This window comes from Acinetobacter sp. SwsAc2 (assembly GCF_013391465.1).
GTDB classification, from domain to species: domain Bacteria; phylum Pseudomonadota; class Gammaproteobacteria; order Pseudomonadales; family Moraxellaceae; genus Acinetobacter; species Acinetobacter johnsonii.
Map to the genome: position 1 here is coordinate 36,945 of NZ_JACBEZ010000005.1, position 21,412 is coordinate 58,356.

A 21,412-nucleotide genomic window follows, 5' to 3' on the forward strand; every position below is an offset into this window, starting at 1 on the left:
GTCTATGCGGCAAATTTGCTATGCAAGTACTTCAACTTCGGATCATGTACAGCTTCTTCAAGATGTTCGGGACATTTTAAGCGAAGCATGTGATTTTAATACAGTACATAATATTTCAGGCGTTCTTTATTATGCTGATCAGCATTATTTCCAGTGCTTAGAAGGGGATGAAGCTGCTTTAGAATTATTAATGTCGAAATTATTGAAAGACCCTAGACATAAAGATATTAAAGTCTTTGAGGCGAAAACGATTCACGCGGCACATTTTAGAGCTTGGGGCATGAAGTATGTGCAACGTATGAGTAGCGTACATACCAAAATGCGTGAGATGGGTTTTGCAAAATTTGAACCGCAGAGTATGAGTCAACAACAAATTGATCAGTTGTTACAAGACCTTTACGATGCCCAGTCTGATGAGAGTTTGTGTTGAAAAAAGCCCAAGTAGAACTTGGGCTTTTTTTGTTAGATTTGCTTACGTATAGGGCGATTACTTAACCGGCAAAGTAGCTCATAACCAATGGTTCCATTGGCTTCCGCAACATCGTCAACTAAGCGGTTTTCACCCCAGAGCTCAACCTTTGTACCGAGTTTGGCGTTTAAACCCGTCACATCGATCGCAATCATGTCCATTGCTACTCGGCCCACAACAGCTACTGCCTGACCATTTATAGCAACATAGTTTTGCTTTGGAAATGCACGTGGATAGCCATCTCCATAACCAATCGAAACAATGGCCAGTTCAGTTTCTTGGTTGGCGACAAAATGTGAACCATAGCCGACACCTTCACCTGCTTGAATGGTATTTAATGCAATAATTTCCGCAGTGAAGGTCATAACTGGCTTTAAGTCCAAGTCGTGTGCATTTTTATTGGCAAAAGGTGATGCACCGTAAAGCATGATACCGGGACGAACAAAATCAAAATTAAGTTCTGGCCATTTAAAAATAGCAGCTGAGTTACAACATGAGGCTAAAATTGGTGAACACGCTTCTTTGATGTGTAGAAATTGCGCACGTTGCTGCTCATTGAGTGGGTGATCCGCATCGGCATTGGCAAAGTGCATTGCCAGGACACATGTAAAGCCTTCTGCTTTTAAAGTGTTGATGACATTAATGATTTCAGCAACTTTAAAGCCTAAACGGTTCATACCGCTATTGAGTTTTACCCATACTTTAAGCTTTTGTGCGATATACGCGGTTTTATGTGCGAGTAACCAATCGACTTGCTGTGGATGGTGAATTACGCATTCAAGCTTTTGTTCGATGACACTCGACATTTCATCGGCCGAGAAAACCCCTTCAATTAGGGTAATCGGTTGCTCAAAACCGAGTGCACGAATTTCCAGTGCTTCTTCTAAACAGGCGACGCCAAAGGCATCGGTTTCACTTAAGGCTGCTAAACAGTCTTTGACTCCGTGTCCATAAGCATTGGCTTTGACCATGCTGACGATTTTCGCGTTTGGGGCAAGTTGTTTGACACGGTTTAAATTATATTGCAGCGCTTGGCTATCAATATAAACTGTTGCTTGACGCACCCTAATTACTCCTACAGGGTCATGGAAGGGCGACGATGAGGTTTTAATTATTCCTCATCATCGTACTGAGCATAAAACTCAGGGGATAAGTTACTAAAGCGGGTGTATTGGCCTTCGAAAGCAAGTCGAACGGTACCAATAGGGCCGTTACGCTGTTTGCCAATAATAATTTCGGCAGTGCCCGCTTCTTTGGACTCTTTGTTATAGACTTCGTCACGGTAAATAAACATGATCAAGTCGGCGTCCTGCTCGATCGCACCGGATTCACGTAAGTCTGACATCACGGGACGTTTGTTGGGACGATTCTCGAGGGAACGGTTAAGCTGCGATAGTGCAATTACAGGGCACATCATTTCTTTGGCAAGAGCTTTTAAGCTTCGTGAAATTTCTGAAATCTCACCGACACGGTTATCACCCATACCTGGTACTTTCATCAGCTGTAAGTAATCGACCATGATGCAGCCGAGTTTACCATCGTGCTGTTTGGCAATACGACGTGCGCGAGCACGAACTTCTGTAGGTGGAAGAGCAGAGGAGTCGTCGATATAGAGCTTTTTCTCTTGCAGTTGCAAAATGGTGCCGGTAACTTTTGACCATTCATCACCATCGAGTTTACCTGAACGTAAATGTCCCTGATGGACTTTCCCGTAAGATGAAATCAAACGCATGGCAATGGAGTCGGCTGGCATCTCCATAGAGTAAACCAAGGCAGGTAAGTCATTATTAAACAGCACGCTTTCAACCAAATTCATGGCAAAGGTAGTTTTACCCATCGATGGGCGCGCTGCAACAATAATCAAATCACCTGCTTGCATGCCCGAGGTTTTATTGTCGAGTTCAAGAAAGCCTGTGGTTAAGCCTGTAATGCTGCCTTCCATTTGTGACAATTCATTCAGCTTATCAAAGACATCGGCCACAACTGTATTGATGGCTTTAGGCCCTTGAGCTTTGGCGTTGTTATTGTGTTGTTCTGCCAAGGAGAAAATATTGGTTTCGGCCAAATCTAAAATTTCACTGACGTTACGACCTTTGGTGTCATAGGCATTTTGTAAAATTTCAGAGCTGACCTTAATCATGCTACGCAAAGTTGAAAATTCTTTGATCTTGGTGGCATAAGTTTCCATGTTATAGAAACTAGACGGGGAGTCTGCCATCAATTGCATCAGGTACTCTTCACCACCAACCGCATCGAGTAGGTTTTGTGTGGTGAGCCAGTCATGGACTAAAACTGCATCATAGGGTGAGCTGTCTTTGGAGAGTTGCGCAATCGCACGAAAAATATATTTATGGCGCGTCGCATAAAAGTCATTTTCAGTCAGTACATCGCCAACTTGTTCAAAGGATTCAGCAACCGTCATTAAAGCGGCAAGTACGGCTTGTTCCAATGCTAAGTTATGCGGAGGTGTACGGAATTCTTTCAGTTGCCCTGACTCATTCGGTTTATTGTCTTGTTTCGATGAGCTCTTTTGAGCAGTGGCATTCGCCTGTGACATATAACGCCCTGATTTTTAATACAGTAAGAGGGATAACTTAAGATAAATTTCACTGTAAATTTGGAAAAAATTACAGTCATTTAACTCTATGCACTTTATCAAAAAATGCAGCTGCTGTGTGCTGAATTCAAGGCTTATGGATAAAACCCATAATATTCAAATTTGGCATTTTGCGGGGCAGGCTGATGAAGTTTTAAGCTGAGCGAAGAAACTACTTTTTCATAGAGATAAAAAAAGAGCATGCAAAAGCATGCTCTTTTTTCTGCAAGAAATTACTCAGATACGATAGTAACGAGAACTTCAGCAACAACATCATGGTGCAATTGGATTGCGATGTTGAATTCGCCAGTGTGACGAAGTGCACCGTTCGGTAAACGAACTTCTGCACGGTCAACTTCAAGACCAGCATTTGTTAACGCGTCAGCGATATCACGAGTACCGATAGAACCGAATAGTTTACCTTCGTCACCAGCTTTCGCAGTGATTACGATGTTAACTTCGTCTAATTGGCTAGCACGTGCTTGAGCAGCAGCTAAAACATCAGCTTCAGCTTTCTCAAGTTCAGCGCGACGAGCTTCAAAAGCAGCAGTGTTAGCTTCAGTAGCAGCTACTGCTTGACCTTGAGGGATAAGGTAGTTGCGGCCGTAACCAGCTTTAACTGAAACTTTATCGCCTAATTTACCAAGGTTTTTAATGCGTTGTAATAAGATAATATCCACAGCTCAACCTCACTTATGATTGTCAGTGTAAGGGATCAAAGACAAGTAGCGAGCTTGTTTAATAGCAAGCGCTAATTGACGTTGGTAACGAGCTTTAGTACCTGTAATACGGCTAGGAACAATCTTGCCGTTTTCAGTGATGTACTGTTTTAAAGTGTCGATATCTTTGTAGTCGATGTACGTAACGTTCTCAGCTGTAAAGCGGCAGAACTTGCGACGACGGTAAAAACGTGCCATTGATGTTCTCCTTATGCTTCAGCAGAGTCTTGAGCTTGTTGTGCTTCTTCACGTTGAGCTTTACGCGCACGTTTTTCTTCAGCACTCTTAGCCAATAGTGACTCTTCAGTGATAGCGTTCTCACGACGGATGATAAGGCTACGAATAATTGCATCGTTGTAACGGAACAATTCTTCTAACTCATCAAGAGTAGTTTGACCACACTCAACATTCATAAGAATGTAGTGAGCTTTGTGGATCTTGTTGATTGGGTAAGCCAATTGACGACGGCCCCAGTCTTCAAGACGGTGAATTTGACCTTCAGCTTCTTTGATGTGAGTTAGGTAGCGTTCTACCATACCAACGACTTGATCGCTTTGATCAGGGTGTACTAAAAGTACGATTTCGTAATGACGCATTGTCAGCTCCTTACGGTTTAAACAGCCCCTAACAAAAAGTTGTTAGAAGCAAGGAGTCACAACCTAGGTTGTGTCGCATTAGATGCGAAGGGGGAATTTTAGAGACTTTGCTCGCCAAATTCAAGAACTTCTCTTAAAAAGCCCTAATTATTTTGAGGTTTTGAGCGTAAAAGGAAGACAACATAGCCTTTAAAGTTCGTATCATTTTCAAGCTTTGGCGGTCTATGCCACTCACCGTATTGAACGATGCCAATTTTATAAGGCAGTTTCAGTGCTGAAACTTTTTTTAGATAAGCTGCATAGTTGGGTATGGTGGTTGAACCTTGATAAGTTTGAATGACCAACTCGTCGATGGTGTTATTCAGGAGGTTTAAAGTCTCCTGATTTGTGACATTGGTCCAGTCCATTAAGCCCGTGATACTGAGTTGATAGTGTTGAGGCAATTGTTTTCTTAATTGACTTAAAAATAGGGCATATTGGTGAATGTGTTTGGTTTTGGCATCGAAATCAATTTGTATGCCTTGAATATGATTCCCTGCATTTTCCCATTGCTGAACGCGTTTTAAAATATGTGTAAGCTCTTGGCCTTGCCAGGCTAAATGATAATTACGAAAAACCAGCCACACCTTTTGCTGAGGAATTGTTAAGACTCTTATGCCTTGCGGTATGAGGCTAGAGTGATGTGTTTGGGAATCTAAACGGATTTCACCTTGTAAAATATAAAGTTCTTTAGCGGCTTTGAGGTAAGGGGTAGATGAAATATTGCCCCAAATCCAAAATGCATCATAGTCTTCGGCATTTACCTGACCAGATGTTGAAGCTGACTGACTCGGCTGACAAGCCATGATGCTCAGCATACAGATCAGCGTCATAACAACTGAAAAAATCTGCTTTAACATATACGTCTTACCAGTAATACTTTAAAGATTGTGCCCAAGAGGTACTTGGATAGTCGCGTTTAATGTGGTCGAACCATTGTTTACGAGTGGATTTTTCAACCTCTGCATCCTGACAGTCATTCATCCCGCTTGGTGAGTAACACATGATTGAACGATAAAGCGCATAAGCTTTTAAATCAGGTACCGAACTGGATTTGATGATGTCTTTATACACTTGACCACGGGCAAAAATTGCACCTTGGAAGCTAGAAGTTTCTTTTTCTAAAGCGGTGACATAGCTTATGTTGTAGCCTTGAGTCGAGCGTGCATATTCTCCCAAACAAAGTCGGAGCTTTAAATCTTGAGGTGAATTTTCAAGTTTTTGAGTCAGGCTGAATAAATCAGGGCATTGAATTTGTGGCGTGATTTTTGTTCCAGCCCAGATGAAATCACTGAAAAGCGGTTGGTTTTTATAATTTTTATATGTTTCTGAGTCATATTTATACTTCGCGGCGTCTTGTGGTAGCAGTACAAAGGCTTGATTAAACAGTTTAAAGTTTTGGTGTACCAATGATTTTTGCAAAGTTTTATATAAAGCTAAATTTTTTTGATCTGTACTTGATGCTTTGCTCTGGACAATTTGCATTAAGCTTTTTTCATTGGCTACATTTTCAATAAAGCTTTTTTGCAATGAAGCTTGCTTGATTTTAGCATCTGAACCGATGAATAGGTTCGCACTTTGCTGTTGGGCATAATGTGGATATAACATCAGCTCAAATAAGCCACGTTGTTCGATGGACTTTGATCGACTCAGCCAACCTTCCCAATACTGCTGCGCATTTTGAGTTTGTCCGAGTTTTTCTAAAATACGACCTTTTAATAATATTTGACTGAGTTGAAGGTAACTATTAATTGAATTAGAGGAATGTTCTGGCAAATATTTTAAAGCTTCGGCTGGTTTGTTCTGCACAAAGAATAAGTGATTGGCTTGTAGGTATTGGAACAGTTCTGGTTGACTTTTAAATAGTGTTTTTTGGTTGTTGAGTTCAGACCAACTTAAGACTTTATCTTCTGCTGAGGTTGCCTGACGCATTTGCATTAAATCTGAAATGGTCAGAAAGAAGGGATCTTTTAGATTTTTTGCATTGAATGAGCGGCTTTGAAAAACATGGCGATCCATTTCGAAGGCTAGATTATCGAGCTCTAAATTATAGTATTTGGAATCAGGATGATTGATTTGCCATGCGAGTTCGTTGGTCAGGAGTTCGGTATTTCCACTCAGCCAATAACAACGACGTAGTAAGCCGCGTGCACTTGCCGCATATTTTCCCTCAGGAAAGCGTTTGAAGTAGGTAGTGATATGCTCATAGGTGTTTTTGAGTAAAGTCTGATCTACTTTATCGATTTTTAAGTCGCCATATTTACCGACACCTGACTGATAGCTTTCATTGAGGCTGCTACGAATCAACATATATTGCGATGTTTCTTTGATCCAAGGCTGATCAACCGTAGTTAATACTGAGTAAATTTTAGTAGCTATGGAAAAGTTACTTTTGTAAAAGGCAATGGTTGCATTTAAATAAGACGCATATTGACGTGCTTGTATAGACCAGTTCGGATTGACTTGGATGAGGGCAAGATCACGGTCACAGGCTGAGATATTTTGTCTTTCTTGAATCAGTAAATCTTTTTCCGCTTTGCTGAGATTTTTGTCGGCTTTCACCTGCTGGGTAAATTGATCCGCACCATTGTCTAGACTACTGCAATGTTCTTGGTAGGGTGTCTTTACATTGCTTGGTTTTAATCGGGCATTCGGTTGTTTATTGGTTACGCTTTCAAACAATGTTTTAGCCGCAAATGGTACGTTGCTATATTCAGTTTCCCAAAGCGGATTATTTGGCTGATTAAAATTCAATTTGGCCAAACCCATGTCGCTCAGGAGTAAAAGCATATTAGTTTGGTTGTCATTGGCGGGCGTGAGCGCAGGCAAATTGTCACAGGCTGTATAGACATTGGTTTGAATGTTGGTCGATGGGTAGCAAGAAACATCGAAACCAGAAAAACTGTGCGTGCTATAAGCAAGAGTGATAGGGAACAGACTAATAAAAATAGATTTTTTAAAAAATTGTGATGGTATTTTCATTGCAGAGCATGAGTTATTGTTGTGTCTGCTATGGTAACAATTTAAAGACTAGACTTAAATATTGAATAAGTTGAAATAAAAAAGATAGAGAGAACTCTATCTTTTTTAAAACAGCGGCAAATGTGGAGCAGGTGAGACATAGCTAAAACTAAAACTAAAACTTAATGCAGTAATTAAAATCACTGAATATAAGAAATAGCGTTTTGCCCAAACCTGATCATTTTCAGCTTTAAAACCAATGATTGATAAATATACCCAATAAGCACAGAGTGCGTTAAAGGTGATAAGAAAAAACATGTTGGTATAGCCAAAACAATACAAACCATTTAACACCGCAGCAAACAGCAAGACATAAATCAAGCTTTCAACTTTCGTGCGGAAAATTGAACGTGCTACAGGTAAAATTGGAATGCCTGCATTTTTATAGTCATCAAAGCGGTATACCGCAATTCCCCATGAATGAGGCATTTGCCAAAGTGCATATGCTAAGAAAAGCAACAATGCGGCAACATCAAATTCATTGGTCACAGCTGTATAGCCGATCACTGGTGGACTAGCACCAGAAATACTTCCAATCACGGTTTGGTGAATGGATGTGCGTTTGCTCCATAGACTATAAAAAACCACATAAACCACAAAACCAAGTACAGCAAAGCCAAAGGCATAAGCATTAACAAAGAACCAGAGTAGGGCGAAACCTAATATTCCAAGCGCAGCAGAAAATGCCAAAGCTACGGAAGGACTGATGGTTTTTTTAACTAATGCACGGTTCATCGTCCGTTCCATCTTTTGATCAATATCTTGATCAATGACGTTATTGACGACACAGCCAGAAGCAACAACCAGTGTTGTACCGAGTAGAGTGATGAGAAGAAGGAGGAAATCTACAGACCCCTGAGCGGCTAAAAAGAAGCCGCCCAGAGTGGTAACGAAGTTACCAAAGAGAATTCCTGGTTTAGTCAGGAATAAATACTTTTTCAACATGACGATCAGTTTAGATCATCATGTTGTAGTGTAAGTAGTTCATAATCCATACAGAGCCGACTAGAAGTACAGCAATACAAAGTACTGTATAGATAAATGCAATCACGTTCCAACGTTGCTCTGAAGATGAGTTCATGTGCAAGAAGTAAACTAATTGAACTAGAACCTGAGCAACCGCTGTAATTGCGATAACCGCCATAACAATACCGCGACCAAAACCACCAGCCATTACCATACCGAATGGAATTACGGTTAGGATAACTGAAAGGATAAAGCCGATCGTGTATTGCTTGGTGTTACCGTGTGAAGCACCAGCTGAGTTATGATCGTGACTCATTATAGAACTCCCATCAAGTAAACTACGCTGAATACACAGATCCAAACGATGTCAAGGAAGTGCCAGAACAAGCTTAGGCAAGCAAGACGACGTGTGTTTGGAAGAGTCAAACCATTTTTCTTGATCTGAATCATCAAAATGATCATCCATACCAAACCTGAAGTTACGTGAATACCGTGCGTACCTACTAAAGTAAAGAACGACGATAAAAACGCACTTACGCTTGGACCGTGGCCAGCATGAACTAAGTGATTAAACTCATATAGTTCCATGCCGATGAATGAAGCACCGAATAACCAAGTGATCGCTAACCAAGTTAAAACTTGGTTGACGTTCTTTTTGTATGCAGCAAGAACCGCAAAACCAAAAGTTACAGAAGAGATCAAGAGAGCGAAAGTTTCAGTTAAAACGAAACCTAAAGACTCACCGAATAATTCTTTTGCACTTGGTGTGCCCATAGGCACATGGCTACTTAAAACAGCGAATGCAATGAAGAGTGTACCGAATAGAATCAAGTCACTCATCAAATAAGTCCAAAAACCAAAGACGGTGATGTCAGTATCATCGTGGTGATGATGCTCATCGTGTCCGTGGTTTCCGTGATGAAGTACGTCAGCCATTGTCTTAGTCCTTCTTCAAATGTTTTTCAAGAATCGCGTAACGTTCATTTTCAATACGCTCAACTTCAGCAGCAGGAACATAGTAGTCCACTTTCTTCGTAAACGAAGACGCGATGAAGCTGATAATAGCAGCGATGAACATTACAACAACTAACCACCAGATATGCCAGATTAAACCAAAGCCCATAACAGTAATGAACATGGCAATCACAACACCAGCAGCACGATTCGTTGGCATATGAATGTCTTCGTATGAAGTAGGTTTCGCATATGCTACGCCATTCTCTTTGTCATTCCAGAACGTATCAATACCATTGATTGTTGGAAGGTGAGCAAAGTTGTAGAACGGAGCAGGAGACGAAGTCGCCCATTCAAGTGTACGACCATCCCATGGATCGCCTGTAAGGTCGAGGTTGTCGTTGCGTTGTAAGTAACCAACAACAATCTGCATAACGAAACATGCAATACCAATCGCGACTAACACAGAACCGAAGAATGCAATAGCAATGTACGGATCCCATTCAGGGTTGTCATATGTATTCAAACGACGAGTCATACCCATGAAACCAAGGATATAAAGTGGCATGAATGCAAAGTAGAAACCGAAGAACCAGAACCAGAACGCAGCTTTACCCCATGCTTCATTGAGCTTCCAACCAAACATTTTCGGCCAGTAGAAAATGATGCCGGCAAACATACCAAACACCACACCACCGATAATTACATTGTGGAAGTGAGCAATCAAGAACAATGAGTTGTGTACAAGGAAGTCCGCAGGTGGAACAGCCATTAATACACCAGTTAAACCACCAATACCGAATGTTACAAGGAAGCCAAGCGTCCATAACATAGGAGTAGTGAAGGTGATACGACCCTTATACATCGTGAATAACCAAGAGAAGATTTTCACACCAGTAGGAATCGCAATAACCATGGTCATGATACCGAAGAACGCATTCACGTTCGCACCAGCACCCATGGTGAAGAAGTGGTGAAGCCATACTACGAACGCAAGTACTGTGATCGCAATTGTTGCATACACCATTGATTTATAACCGAACAACGTTTTACGAGAGAACGTTGAAACAACTTCAGAGTAAATACCAAATGCTGGTAATACTAAGATGTAAACTTCTGGGTGACCCCATGTCCAAATCAAGTTTACATACAACATTGGGCTACCACCCATGTCATTTGTAAAGAAGTGGAAACCGAAGTAACGGTCAAGCGTTAACATCGCAATTGTTGCTGTTAACACTGGGAATGACGCAATGATCAATACCGCAGTACACAAAGATGTCCAAGTAAAGATCGGCATGTCCATAAGTGACATACCAGGTGCGCGCATTTTAATGATGGTAACGAAGAAGTTAACACCCGTTAATAGCGTACCTAAACCTGAAATCTGAAGTGCCCAGATATAGTAGTCCACACCCACGCCTGGAGAGTATTCGATGCCTGAAAGAGGAGGATAAGCCATCCAACCTGTCGCAGCGAATTCACCAATTGCAAGAGATGCCATCATTAAGCCTGCAGCACCAGCAAATAACCAGAAGCTTAGAGAGTTTAATAATGGGAAGGCAACGTCACGTGCACCAATTTGAAGTGGTACAGAGATGTTCATTAAACCAACAACTAGACCCATTGCTACGAAGAAGATCATGATTACACCGTGTGCGGTGAAGATCTGATCGTAGTGTTCTGGGTGTAAATAACCTTCACCGCCACCTTTTGCAAGGAACAGTTGAAGACGCATCATAATCGCATCGGCGAAACCACGCAAAAGCATGATGATCGATACGAAAAGATACATGATACCAATTTTTTTATGGTCGACTGTTGTGAACCATTCGTTCCACAAGTAGCCCCACTTTTTAAAGTAGGTAATACCAGCAACAACTGCGATACCACCTAAGATCATCATTGCAACTGTGACCAGTACAATTGGATCGTGCGGAATAGCGTCCGGACCTAACTTACCTAAGAAGCTCATGTCTTATTCCCCTACAACTGATGAAGCAGGTTCAACAGCGGCATGTGCTTCAGATGAAGCAGCCCCGTGAGCACCCGCAGTCGCTGAGTGATCAGCACCGTGATAGTTGCTCATATATTTGCTGATGACTGACTTAAACAAGCCTTCCTCTACAGAAGAGTAGTAAGTCACAGGGTGTGGCTTAGTTGGATAAGGCTTCATTGCCTCAGCAGCAGCCTTCTCTTCAGGAGTTTTTGCTTTTGAAATCAAAACTTCAATTTGGTGTTTACCACGGTTACCGTCACGTAAAGACTCAAATTCAGCTTGATCTAAAATTGTTTTTTGTACAGCTTTAGGATTAATGCTTGTACCGTTACCTGCTTTAACTGCAGCAACCCATTCAGCGAATTGAGCGTCAGTTACAGAGTGAGCACGGAAGCGCATTTGCGAGAAGCCGTAACCTGAATAGTTCGAAGAGAAACCGCGGTAGCCTTCAGCTGGGCTAGTTCCATCTGCTAACAAATTCAAGTGCGTTTGCATGCCTGCCATTGCATAAATTTGACCACCTAACGCAGGGATGAAGAAAGAGTTCATCGTGAAGTTAGAGGTAATTTTAAGTGCAACTGGAGTTTTTTCAGGGAAACGAATTTCGTTAACCGTCGCAATGTTAAGATCAGGGTAAATGAAGATCCATTTAAACTGTTCTGCAATGACTTGAATATTTACAGGTGCTTTATCAGATTCGAGTGGGCGGTAAGGGTCATACTTGTGTGAACCCCACCAAGTTAACCAAGCCAGAATACCAATAATAATGACAGGAATACCCCAAACTACAATTTCAATTGCAGTAGAGTGTGCCCATGTAGGTTTATAGTCTGCATCTTTATTCGACGCGCGATATTTCCAACCAAACCATAATGCCATTACGACTGATGGAATAACCACCAATAGCATTAAATAGATCGCAGTCATCATTAAGTCAGATTGACCTTGTGCAACTGGACCTTTTGAGTTTAGAAGTACCATATCACCACCACACCCAGTTAAGAGCGCGGCGATCGCAGATAAAGACAATACAGCTAAAATCGTTTGTCTCATTTTACAACCTCGGTGAAGAGTCCCATTCCCTAATAAAATTGGGATAGCGATTAAAGTGTCGCATGGTTGAAAAGTTTCTTTTTAAGTCTAAAACACTTCTCAATCATAAGACACCGCTACGTTGTAGGGCATTATGCCTCATATCGACAAACTAAGCTATACGTAAAGGTGCTTTAAATAACTGTTATAAAAACCGATTTTTTCACTCGGAATTTTATAAATTATTTAGGGATTTATTTTGAATATCAATAAACTGCAGAAAACTGAGGTGAGCCAAACCTCAGCTTAAATATGCTCAAATTAGTGCTTAATGACCTTAGTTTTCGCCAGCTTATCGTGCAAAGTTTGACGCTTTGCAGTTAAACCAAAGACGTGATCGGCGATGGTAATAAACGGCATGAACAGCATATTGAGTACAATAAAGACAACACTGCGTAATGTGAATACACGTAAAAGGCTGACTTTTTCGTTGGTTTCAACGTCTACAATTTTAATTTTGGTGATTTTTTTACCAATACTTTGACCATTTTTTGCTAAGAAAAAGGCCTGTATACCGAGCATAATCAGCAGGTAAATGCCCATGGTGGTCCATGCTTCAGTTGGAATCAAACTGAACAGTTGTGCTTGCAGTTCACTGGCCTGTGTTGCTGTGGTGGCAGCTTGCATTTTTTGCTGAATTTCAGTGAGTTCACCAAATTTATCTGCTTGTAAAAAGAACGAGGGAATCGCAGCGGCAGGGAGCCAAAGAAGTAAATCAATGACTTTGGCTAAGACGCGTGTGCCTATTGATGCCAATTCAGGTTGAGCAACTTTCGCCGCAGTGCGGTTTGGTTTTGAAAATTGATTTGGCGTATGCATTGGCTCAGGAATAGGGGGCTGAGGCTGATAACCTACAGGTTCATACGCCAGTTTTCCTTGGGTGAGTTCACCTAAAGCTTTCCATTCAGGCATACCCTGATGCCAAACTAAATCCGTCAATAAAACTTGTTGGCTTGCGAGCATCTGATTCAACTGCTCTAAGGTATATGGACCGGCTTGTTGATTATTTCGTGCCAAGTAAATCTGCATATAAACTTAATCTCAAAATATAAATTGGGATATTCAAATAATAAATGTATTTGTTTCAGATGAAAAACAAATAAAAAATCTATGATAAAACATGCGGATAGTCTAGAGAATTTCAAGCTGAAATTAACCAAAACTACACAAAATGCAGGACAGTGTAGCAAGGATTATGCTGCTTCTTCTAGCTTTATCGCAATGCGATTTCTTCTCAATCAAAATGTTGCTGCATGAGTGCCAAACTTAGTTTAAGTTTTTGTATCAATATGCTTGTTTTAGTGCGGATACGTTGAAAGAGTGGAAATAAAAAAGACCCTTGAAAGGGTCTTTTTTATCGGATCAAAAAGTTAAGCTTTTTGAACTTTTTCTTCTGCAAGGAAGAACCAAGTGTCTAATACTGAGTCAGGGTTAAGTGATACAGATTCGATACCTTGTTCCATCAGCCATTGCGCAAGATCTGGGTGATCTGATGGGCCTTGACCACAGATACCCACATATTTACCTGCTTTACGGCATGCATGAATTGCCATAGAAAGAAGCGCTTTTACTGCTGGATCACGCTCATCAAATAGGTGAGACACAATACCAGAGTCACGGTCTAGACCAAGCGTTAACTGAGTTAAGTCGTTTGAACCGATAGAGAAGCCATCGAAGTGTTCAAGGAACTGTTCAGCCAATAATGCGTTTGTTGGTAACTCACACATCATGATCACTTTCAGACCATTTTCACCACGCTTCAAACCATTTAACGCCAATAATTCAATTACACGTTTTGCTTCATGTACAGTACGTACGAAAGGAATCATGATTTGAATATTGGTTAAGCCCATTTCGTCACGTGCTTTTTTCAACGCGCGGCATTCTAATTCGAAGCAGTCACGGAAGTTGTCAGACACATAACGGCTTGCACCACGGAAGCCCAACATTGGGTTTTCTTCTTCAGGCTCGTATAACTTACCACCGATCAAGTTTGCATATTCATTTGACTTAAAGTCAGACATACGAACGATCACAGGTTTGTCTGCAAATGCTGCAGCAAGGGTAGAAATACCTTCAACCAGTTTTTCAACATAGAATTCGATTGGAGATGCATAACCCGCAGTACGCGCCATGACCGCAGCACGTGTTTCACGTGGCAAGCTGTCAATGTTCAACAATGCTTTAGGGTGAACACCGATCATACGGTTAATGATGAACTCAAGACGTGCAAGGCCAATCCCTTCATTTGGAATTTGTGCAAAGTCAAATGCGCGGTCAGGGTTGCCGACGTTCATCATTACTTTGAACGGAAGCTCTGGCATAGATTCGATTGAATTGGTTTGAATCTCGAAATCTAAAGAACCTTCGTAGATGAAACCTGTATCACCTTCAGCACATGAAACAGTTACTTCTTGGCCGTCTACTAGAACTTCAGTTGCATTACCACAACCGACGATTGCTGGAACACCCAATTCACGCGCAATAATCGCTGCGTGACAAGTACGACCACCACGGTTAGTGACAATTGCAGCCGCACGTTTCATTACTGGTTCCCAGTCTGGGTCAGTCATGTCAGATACAAGCACGTCACCGTCTTGTACTTTGTCCATTTCTTTAATAGACGTAACAATACGTACTTTACCAGAACCGATACGTTGACCGATTGAACGACCTTCACAAATCACAGTGCCTTTTTGTTTTAAAAGGTAGCGTTCCATGGTGCCGACGTTTTCACGACTCTTCACTGTTTCAGGGCGCGCTTGAACGATATAAATTTGACCGTCATCGCCATCTTTTGCCCACTCGATGTCCATTGGAGAACCATAATGGTTTTCAATGATCAGCGCTTGTTTTGCAAGTTCTTGTAGTTCGTGGTCGTTTAATGCGAATTGTTGACGCTCTTGTTTTTCAACATCAACCACAACAACTGATTTACCTGCAGAAGCTTCTTCGCCATAAATCATTTTTTGGTGTTTAGAACCCAGATTACGACGGAGGACAGCGTGCTTGCCTGCATTTAAAAGGGGTTTAGAGAGGTAGAATTCGTCAGGGTTTACTGCACCTTGAACAACCATTTCACCCAAACCATAAGATGCAGTGATGAAAACTACGTCACGGAAACCTGATTCAGTGTCGAGTGTAAACATTACACCTGCTGCACCAGTTTCAGAGCGAACCATACGCTGAATACCAGCAGATAAAGCCACAACATCATGCGCAAAGTTTTGGTGTACGCGGTAAGAGATTGCACGGTCGTTATACAGTGATGCAAATACTTCTTTGATCGCGATTAATACGTTGTCGATACCGCGAATGTTTAAGAAGGTTTCTTGTTGGCCTGCAAAAGAAGCATCTGGTAAATCTTCTGCTGTCGCAGAAGAACGAACGGCAACCGCGATGTCTGGGTTGCCGTTTGAAAGCTCTGCAAATGCTTTACGAACTTCTTGTTCAAGTTCTGCCGTAAGTGGAGTATCTACAATCCATTGGCGAATTTTCGCGCCTGTTTCAGCAAGAGCATTTACATCATCAACATTGAGGACTTTTAACTCTGCATTGATTTTAGCGTTTAGGCCACTTTGCTCGAGAAATTCACGATATGCTTGAGCTGTAGTAGCAAAGCCACCTGGTACAGATACACCTGCATTTGATAGGTGGCTGATCATTTCACCTAAAGATGAGTTTTTCCCACCTACAAGTTCAACGTCGTGTTTCCCTAATTTTTCTAGACCAATTACGCGCGCTTCCAAAGTTGTTACTCCACTTTTGCAGTATTTAATCACTATCTTGGCATCAGATTATAACAAATCTACTTAGCTTTTTGATTTTACTAAGCGACAGTCATGTAAGATCGGTTTACTATAAAGATTATATAGCACTAAGACAAATTTTTGAGGAGAATTTTAATGTCAGGAAGTAAACAATTTAAGCGGAGCGTTTTTTTTGTATCTGATGGTACTGCAATTACCGCTGAAACCCTTGGGCACTCGCTATTGGCGCAGTTTCCAAATGTTGACTTTGACATTCATATTATTCCTTATATTAGCTCTGAAGAAGCTGCTACAAATGTGGTTGCTGAGATCAATTTAAGGGCACAACAAGACGGACAAAAGCCACTGGTTTTTGACACTTTAGTTGACCCGTACGTGCGTGACATTATTAATACTGCAAATGCTATAAATCTTGATGTATTTGAAGGGCTTATTAGTAAATTGTCTGAGGAGCTGGGAACACCGCCTACAACTTTAGTCGGACAGACCCATGCGGTGACCGATTCGGAGTCTTATAAAGCACGTATTGATGCGGTGCATTTTGCTTTAGATAACGATGACGGTGCACGTACACGCCACTATGACAAGGCCGATCTGATTCTGATTGGGGTGTCACGTTCGGGTAAAACACCGACGTCAATTTATTTGTCATTACAGTTTGGTATTCGTGTTGCAAACTATCCATTGACTGAAGAAGACTTGGATGACAACCGTTTACCTGCGGTACTTCGCGCGCATAAACAGAAGCTTTTTGGTTTGATGATTGATGCTGAACGTCTTGTTGCTATTCGCTCTGAACGTAAAGCCAATAGCCGTTATGCAAGCTTCAGCCAGTGCCAAATGGAGCTTCGCGCAATTGAAGGTATTTATATCTCTGAAGGGATTAAATACTTAAATGTCTCGGAAATGTCGATTGAAGAAATTTCAACCCGTGTACTGCAAATGACGGGCTTAAAACGTCGTATTGGTTGATATTGTCATTACATTATAAAGCGTCATATTGATGATGCTTTATAATATCGATCAATATAAAAATTTAGATTAGATCAAATGAAAATAATATCAAAATGGCTATTAGGTGTATTTTGTTTTGCTCATTTTAATATGGCTTTATATGCGCAAAATATATCAATTCAACAGGCTGAGCAGGCCATTGATCAAAAATATGCAGCGCTAGATTTTTATGCGGTGAATCAACAGATCGAAAATGATGTGGTTGATTTAATCCGTGAAAATGCAGAAAGTTATGCTTATTCTTTCCCCAAATTGACTGAAAATCTTAGACTAAAGATTAATGCCTCACCAGACCAACTGCTTAAATTCTATACCTTTGATGTAGGCGGTGGCGGTACCATGGGTAAATTTTCATCCTATGCGCAGATGAAATCGAGCAAGTCCACTAAACTTCAGCCTTTAGAAACAGGCTATATTTTAAAGATTGATCAAGCGAAATGGGGTGCACAGCCGATTTATCTGATTCAAAGTTATTACAAAGGCGATAGTTGTCACGGTCTCTATCAAATTCAAGCCTTTAAAATGCATGCCCAAGCTTTGACAGCAACACCAGTTTTTCAGACCAAAAAACAGCAGTTAAGTTCAATTGAAGTAGATTATGACTGTCATTGTGACGAAGAGCAGCGCGGTTCATATATTCGTGTTTCAAAAGACTTAAACAAGATTGATATCACTTTATTGGATCAAAACAGTCGACCGACTGGAAAGTACTTACGTTATCAGCGTTCAAATACAGGCTATCGGTATACAGGTGTGACGAAATAAACAACGGGTAAGTAGGGAAACTTACCCTATATGGTTAATGGCTATAGGTGGTAATGATCACATCGACGGGATATTCAGCTCCATCTAAACTTTGAATATCATGTTCTCGAATTTTGACGATCGGCCAAGTGATTAGCTTACAGTTGTCGCGCTGTAAGGCATGATAATAATGATCGGACTTAAAAAATTTAAGTTTATCGGCAGCGGAGTTAGGTTTGAGTTGGTGTCTAAGCCATGGGTCTTGAACTTGGGTTTCTAAGAAGCGTAAAGCCAGTAGGCATTTGATACGTGTGTTAAATAGGCGTCGGTTCTTAATAACCAGTGGATGTTGAATTAAGCGCTGAATTCCACGCTCTGTTTTTGGCAAGATAAATTGTGGCGCATTTTGAAAAACATAGACCGATTGAGCGACCTGAGAAATCGATTCAAGGGCAGTTACTGTATGCTGGTTGGTACCAATAATTGCGACACGTTGTTCAGTAAAAGCATGTTGTTTAATTTCTGAAGCAGTAATCAATTGCCCTTTAAAATGCTGAAAATATTCGGGATGGTTTTGAAATAAACCAGATACGTTGTCAGTTGAATGCAAATTGACCATGCTTGATCCTTAATTTTTTTTTATCGTCTTTCCTTAATTTATTATTTTTAGTGCTTTTGCTCTAAAAAAGCAAAGTGATAAATTGTCTGAGCAGTCACGCTAACTTTAGTCTAGACATAGCAGCAGTTTTGCAGGGCTTTAAGGATTTTTTAAGTATCGGCTAAGATTTTGGTTATTCATTTATGCACGTCGCCTTATGGGTATGCATTAATACGCATAAGGCGATTCACTTCATTTGTACTTAGTTATTTTTGATCTGCATGAGACGTTCAAAGTTTTCTAAACGCTTGTCCGTGTCATAGATGTCACAGGTGAAAATAAATTCATCGACATCATATTCTAAAAGAAGCTGTTTTAAGCCTTCTTTCACCGTGCCATTGGAACCGATTTGGGCCATGGCATAAAAACTGTCTACTGACATTTTTTCCGCAGGTGACCATAGACCGTCCATACTGGCAATCGGTGCTTTTAACTTTAAACTTTGACCGCGCATGAGACCTAAAACACGTTGGTAGGCACTGGTCGCTAGATATTCAGCTTCAGCATCGGTTTCAGCAACGACCGTCGGGACACCCATAGATACATAAGGTTTCGATAAGTATTCGGAGGGTTCAAAGTTTTCACGATAGAGCTGAATCGCTTGTTTCAGCATACGCGGTGCAAAGTGTGATGCAAAAGAGTAGGGAAGACCGAGTTTTGCAGCCAGTTGTGCACTAAATAAACTTGAACCGAGTAGCCATACAGGCACATGTGTCCCTTGCCCTGGAGTTGCAATGATGCGCTGATTCGGCTCAGCGTCTTTAAAGTAATGCAGAATTTCTAAGACATCTTGTGGGAACTGATCTTCAGTTTCTTGACGGCCACGGCGAAGTGCTCGCATGGTCACTTGGTCTGTACCCGGTGCTCGACCTAAACCTAATTCGATCCGGTTTGGATAGAGTGTTGCAAGTGTACCGAATTGCTCCGCTACGATCAGTGGGGCATGGTTTGGGAGCATGATACCGCCAGAGCCCACTTTTAAAGTTGAGGTATTCGCGAGTAAATAGCCGAGTAGCACCGCAGTTGCAGAGCTGGCAATACCATCCATATTATGATGTTCTGCAAGCCAAAGTCGGCTATAGCCTAAATGCTCAGCTTGTTGGGCCAATTTTAAACTATGCTGTAAGGTGAGTTGTACAGTTTGATCTTCACGGACAGGAGCTAATTCTAAAATAGAAAATTGAGTCTCGGACAACGTGCGCATTCTACTTCTCAGTTTTGTTTTATATATCGAAATAATACGATATAACTGTTATTTTGTATATCGATTTTATTCGATATTCTGGTTGTTTTATATAAGATGCTGATTTAAAAATAAAACTAAATATCTATTCAACATCGTTGAACCGCACTAGCCACATATGCATTTAAAACAAAAAAAGGGGATTACTGTATTTAGCATAACAATGTAGTATTTTTTTGAGTGTAGTTGTCAAATAAATAAAAAGCACCCGAAGGTGCTCTTTTATTTGAAAATGTTTTATGCGGTGCTTAACGTTTCCCGTTTTTGTACCAGCCCAAGTGACGGCCATTGTCACCACGGTAGTTGCGACCATTATATTTATAATTGCTATTACGGTAGCCACGGCTGTCATAACGACGATCATAACGGTCGTCGTAACGGCGGTCATATTCGTCATCATAACGACGGTCTTCAGAGACTTTTTTACCTAGAACTGCGCCACCCGCTGAACCTAGACCTGCACCAATATACCCACCATTGGTACCGCCCATGTTTTTACCTACGGTATAACCACCAGCACCACCGAGTGCTCCACCAATGATTGCACCATTACGGTCACGTTTGTTGGCTGAAGCAGCTGCACCTGCACCACCACCAATGGCAGAACCAATCATCGCGCCTGTTTGTCCACCCATTTGGTTACCAATCGCGGCACCGACAACACCACCCAACGCAGAAGTCAGTGCGGTATTGGTTGTATTACCTGCATATGTTGTGGTCATCGTTAATGCTGAAGCTGCAATTACGGTACTCATTAAAATTGATTTAATTTTCATTTTTAAACTCCTAAGAGTATGTCTATTTTGTCTTGATTTCACTTTAGCGAAACAATTTGGAAGAATAATGAAGAGAAATTTTATCGAAACCGTTGCTTTGGTAAGTGCTGTGTAACGACTCTTCGTATTTTCTACCAGTTTGGCTGATGTGTTGTTGCGTCTAAATCTGTGCCATAAAAAAGCACCCGAAGGTGCTTTCAATGACATCTTTACGATGCAGCTAATTAATGGTGTTTATGTTTTTTCTTCCATTTTTTACCATGGTAAGAGTCATACTGTTTATCTTTTGAGATTTTGTTGCCGAGTGCTGCACCGCCCGCTGCACCTAATGCAGAACCCACGTAGCCACCATTGGTTCCGCCCATGCTTTTACCTACGGTATAGCCCGCACCACCACCGATCGCACCGCCAATAGCAGATTCAGTACGATGACGTTTGTCACTTGCAACTGCTGCACCACCTGCACCACCAAGTGCTGCGCCAATAGTTGCACCAGTTGTGCCGCCCATGTTTTTACCAATTGCTGTCCCTGCAACACTACCTAAAGCACTGGCTGCTGCAACGCGAGTTGTGCTGTCTGCATACGCAGTTGCAGTAAACATAGATGCCGTTGCTAATGTTGCTGAAATTAAGAGTGTATTAAGTTTCATGTGTTTCTCCATGTCCAACATTGGTTGAACTGTCTTACTTTTTTCGATGTGGCTAATGTAACAAAAAGATTCCAGTTAATTGTGGAGAGTTAAAACTAAATTGAAA

The 21,412-nt window shown here is 41.3% G+C and carries 21 protein-coding genes; 3 read left to right on the forward strand and 18 right to left on the reverse strand.

Annotated elements, in window-relative coordinates; genetic code table 11:
* Positions 1-4 precede the first annotated feature (4 nt).
* Positions 5-430: a BLUF domain-containing protein gene (locus HYI04_RS03685; RefSeq protein ID WP_039890155.1), complete on the forward strand. Its 426-nt coding sequence runs from the start codon at positions 5-7 to the stop codon at positions 428-430.
* Positions 431-462: 32 nt separating this feature from the next.
* Here the strand turns inward: HYI04_RS03685 and alr are convergent, their stop codons facing one another.
* From alr to ppsA, 14 genes are all read right to left on the reverse strand, one after another.
* On the reverse strand, positions 463-1,533 hold the full coding sequence (gene alr, locus HYI04_RS03690; protein ID WP_159152831.1) for an alanine racemase: 1,071 nt from the start codon (positions 1,531-1,533) through the stop codon (positions 463-465).
* A 47-nt stretch (positions 1,534-1,580) separates the two neighbouring features.
* A complete protein-coding gene (gene dnaB / locus HYI04_RS03695; protein WP_004696432.1) occupies positions 1,581-3,026 on the reverse strand; it encodes a replicative DNA helicase in 1,446 nt (481 codons plus the stop codon).
* A 272-nt stretch (positions 3,027-3,298) separates the two neighbouring features.
* A complete protein-coding gene (gene rplI / locus HYI04_RS03700; RefSeq protein WP_004696433.1) occupies positions 3,299-3,745 on the reverse strand; it encodes a 50S ribosomal protein L9 in 447 nt (148 codons plus the stop codon).
* A 9-nt stretch (positions 3,746-3,754) separates the two neighbouring features.
* Entirely contained in the window at positions 3,755-3,982 is a 228-nt protein-coding gene (gene rpsR, locus HYI04_RS03705) for a 30S ribosomal protein S18 (protein ID WP_004278792.1), read from the reverse strand.
* Positions 3,983-3,993: 11 nt separating this feature from the next.
* Positions 3,994-4,380, reverse strand: coding sequence for a 30S ribosomal protein S6 (rpsF, locus tag HYI04_RS03710; protein WP_004696436.1), 387 nt, complete (start codon positions 4,378-4,380; stop codon positions 3,994-3,996).
* Positions 4,381-4,523: 143 nt separating this feature from the next.
* Positions 4,524-5,279 carry a DUF3142 domain-containing protein gene (locus tag HYI04_RS03715; RefSeq protein ID WP_005400680.1) on the reverse strand — a complete coding sequence of 252 codons (756 nt, stop codon included), beginning with the start codon at positions 5,277-5,279 and terminating at the stop codon, positions 4,524-4,526.
* Positions 5,280-5,286: 7 nt separating this feature from the next.
* On the reverse strand, positions 5,287-7,401 hold the full coding sequence (locus HYI04_RS03720; RefSeq protein ID WP_171519346.1) for a hypothetical protein: 2,115 nt from the start codon (positions 7,399-7,401) through the stop codon (positions 5,287-5,289).
* Positions 7,402-7,506: 105 nt separating this feature from the next.
* Positions 7,507-8,385, reverse strand: a complete 879-nt coding sequence (gene cyoE, locus HYI04_RS03725) for a heme o synthase (protein WP_005400682.1) — start codon at positions 8,383-8,385, stop codon at positions 7,507-7,509.
* Between the two features lie 10 nt (positions 8,386-8,395).
* Complete coding sequence (locus tag HYI04_RS03730; protein ID WP_026056475.1) at positions 8,396-8,725, reverse strand: cytochrome o ubiquinol oxidase subunit IV; 330 nt, start codon at positions 8,723-8,725, stop codon at positions 8,396-8,398.
* Positions 8,722-9,342, reverse strand: coding sequence for a cytochrome o ubiquinol oxidase subunit III (cyoC, locus tag HYI04_RS03735; RefSeq protein ID WP_159152830.1), 621 nt, complete (start codon positions 9,340-9,342; stop codon positions 8,722-8,724). Before cyoC ends, HYI04_RS03730 begins: the two co-directional genes overlap by 4 nt.
* 4 nt (positions 9,343-9,346) lie before the next feature.
* On the reverse strand, positions 9,347-11,335 hold the full coding sequence (gene cyoB, locus HYI04_RS03740; RefSeq protein ID WP_005400685.1) for a cytochrome o ubiquinol oxidase subunit I: 1,989 nt from the start codon (positions 11,333-11,335) through the stop codon (positions 9,347-9,349).
* A 3-nt stretch (positions 11,336-11,338) separates the two neighbouring features.
* Positions 11,339-12,412, reverse strand: a complete 1,074-nt coding sequence (cyoA, locus tag HYI04_RS03745) for a ubiquinol oxidase subunit II (RefSeq protein WP_004696450.1) — start codon at positions 12,410-12,412, stop codon at positions 11,339-11,341.
* A 300-nt stretch (positions 12,413-12,712) separates the two neighbouring features.
* On the reverse strand, positions 12,713-13,480 hold the full coding sequence (locus HYI04_RS03750; RefSeq protein ID WP_005400686.1) for an RDD family protein: 768 nt from the start codon (positions 13,478-13,480) through the stop codon (positions 12,713-12,715).
* A gap of 341 nt (positions 13,481-13,821) precedes the next feature.
* Positions 13,822-16,200 carry a phosphoenolpyruvate synthase gene (gene ppsA, locus HYI04_RS03755; RefSeq protein WP_004982030.1) on the reverse strand — a complete coding sequence of 793 codons (2,379 nt, stop codon included), beginning with the start codon at positions 16,198-16,200 and terminating at the stop codon, positions 13,822-13,824.
* Positions 16,201-16,356: 156 nt separating this feature from the next.
* Between ppsA and HYI04_RS03760 the strand changes: the two genes are divergently transcribed.
* Together HYI04_RS03760 and HYI04_RS03765 are read left to right on the forward strand one after the other, a co-directional pair.
* Entirely contained in the window at positions 16,357-17,193 is an 837-nt protein-coding gene (locus HYI04_RS03760) for a pyruvate, water dikinase regulatory protein (RefSeq protein ID WP_005400687.1), read from the forward strand.
* Positions 17,194-17,271: 78 nt separating this feature from the next.
* Positions 17,272-18,000, forward strand: coding sequence for a hypothetical protein (locus HYI04_RS03765; RefSeq protein ID WP_178895850.1), 729 nt, complete (start codon positions 17,272-17,274; stop codon positions 17,998-18,000).
* Between the two features lie 34 nt (positions 18,001-18,034).
* On the opposite strand, the gene HYI04_RS03770 is transcribed toward HYI04_RS03765, so the two are convergent.
* The 4 genes from HYI04_RS03770 to HYI04_RS03785 all read right to left on the reverse strand — a co-directional run bounded on the left by HYI04_RS03770 (position 18,035) and on the right by HYI04_RS03785 (position 21,306).
* Positions 18,035-18,598: a hypothetical protein gene (locus HYI04_RS03770; protein ID WP_005400689.1), complete on the reverse strand. Its 564-nt coding sequence runs from the start codon at positions 18,596-18,598 to the stop codon at positions 18,035-18,037.
* A 241-nt stretch (positions 18,599-18,839) separates the two neighbouring features.
* Positions 18,840-19,841, reverse strand: a complete 1,002-nt coding sequence (locus HYI04_RS03775; RefSeq protein WP_010327031.1) for an LLM class flavin-dependent oxidoreductase — start codon at positions 19,839-19,841, stop codon at positions 18,840-18,842.
* 287 nt (positions 19,842-20,128) lie between these two features.
* Positions 20,129-20,656 (reverse strand): hypothetical protein, encoded by a 528-nt coding sequence (locus HYI04_RS03780; RefSeq protein ID WP_010327030.1) that lies wholly within the window; start codon positions 20,654-20,656, stop codon positions 20,129-20,131.
* Positions 20,657-20,880: 224 nt separating this feature from the next.
* A complete protein-coding gene (locus HYI04_RS03785) occupies positions 20,881-21,306 on the reverse strand; it encodes a glycine zipper domain-containing protein (protein WP_010327029.1) in 426 nt (141 codons plus the stop codon).
* Positions 21,307-21,412 lie beyond the last annotated feature (106 nt).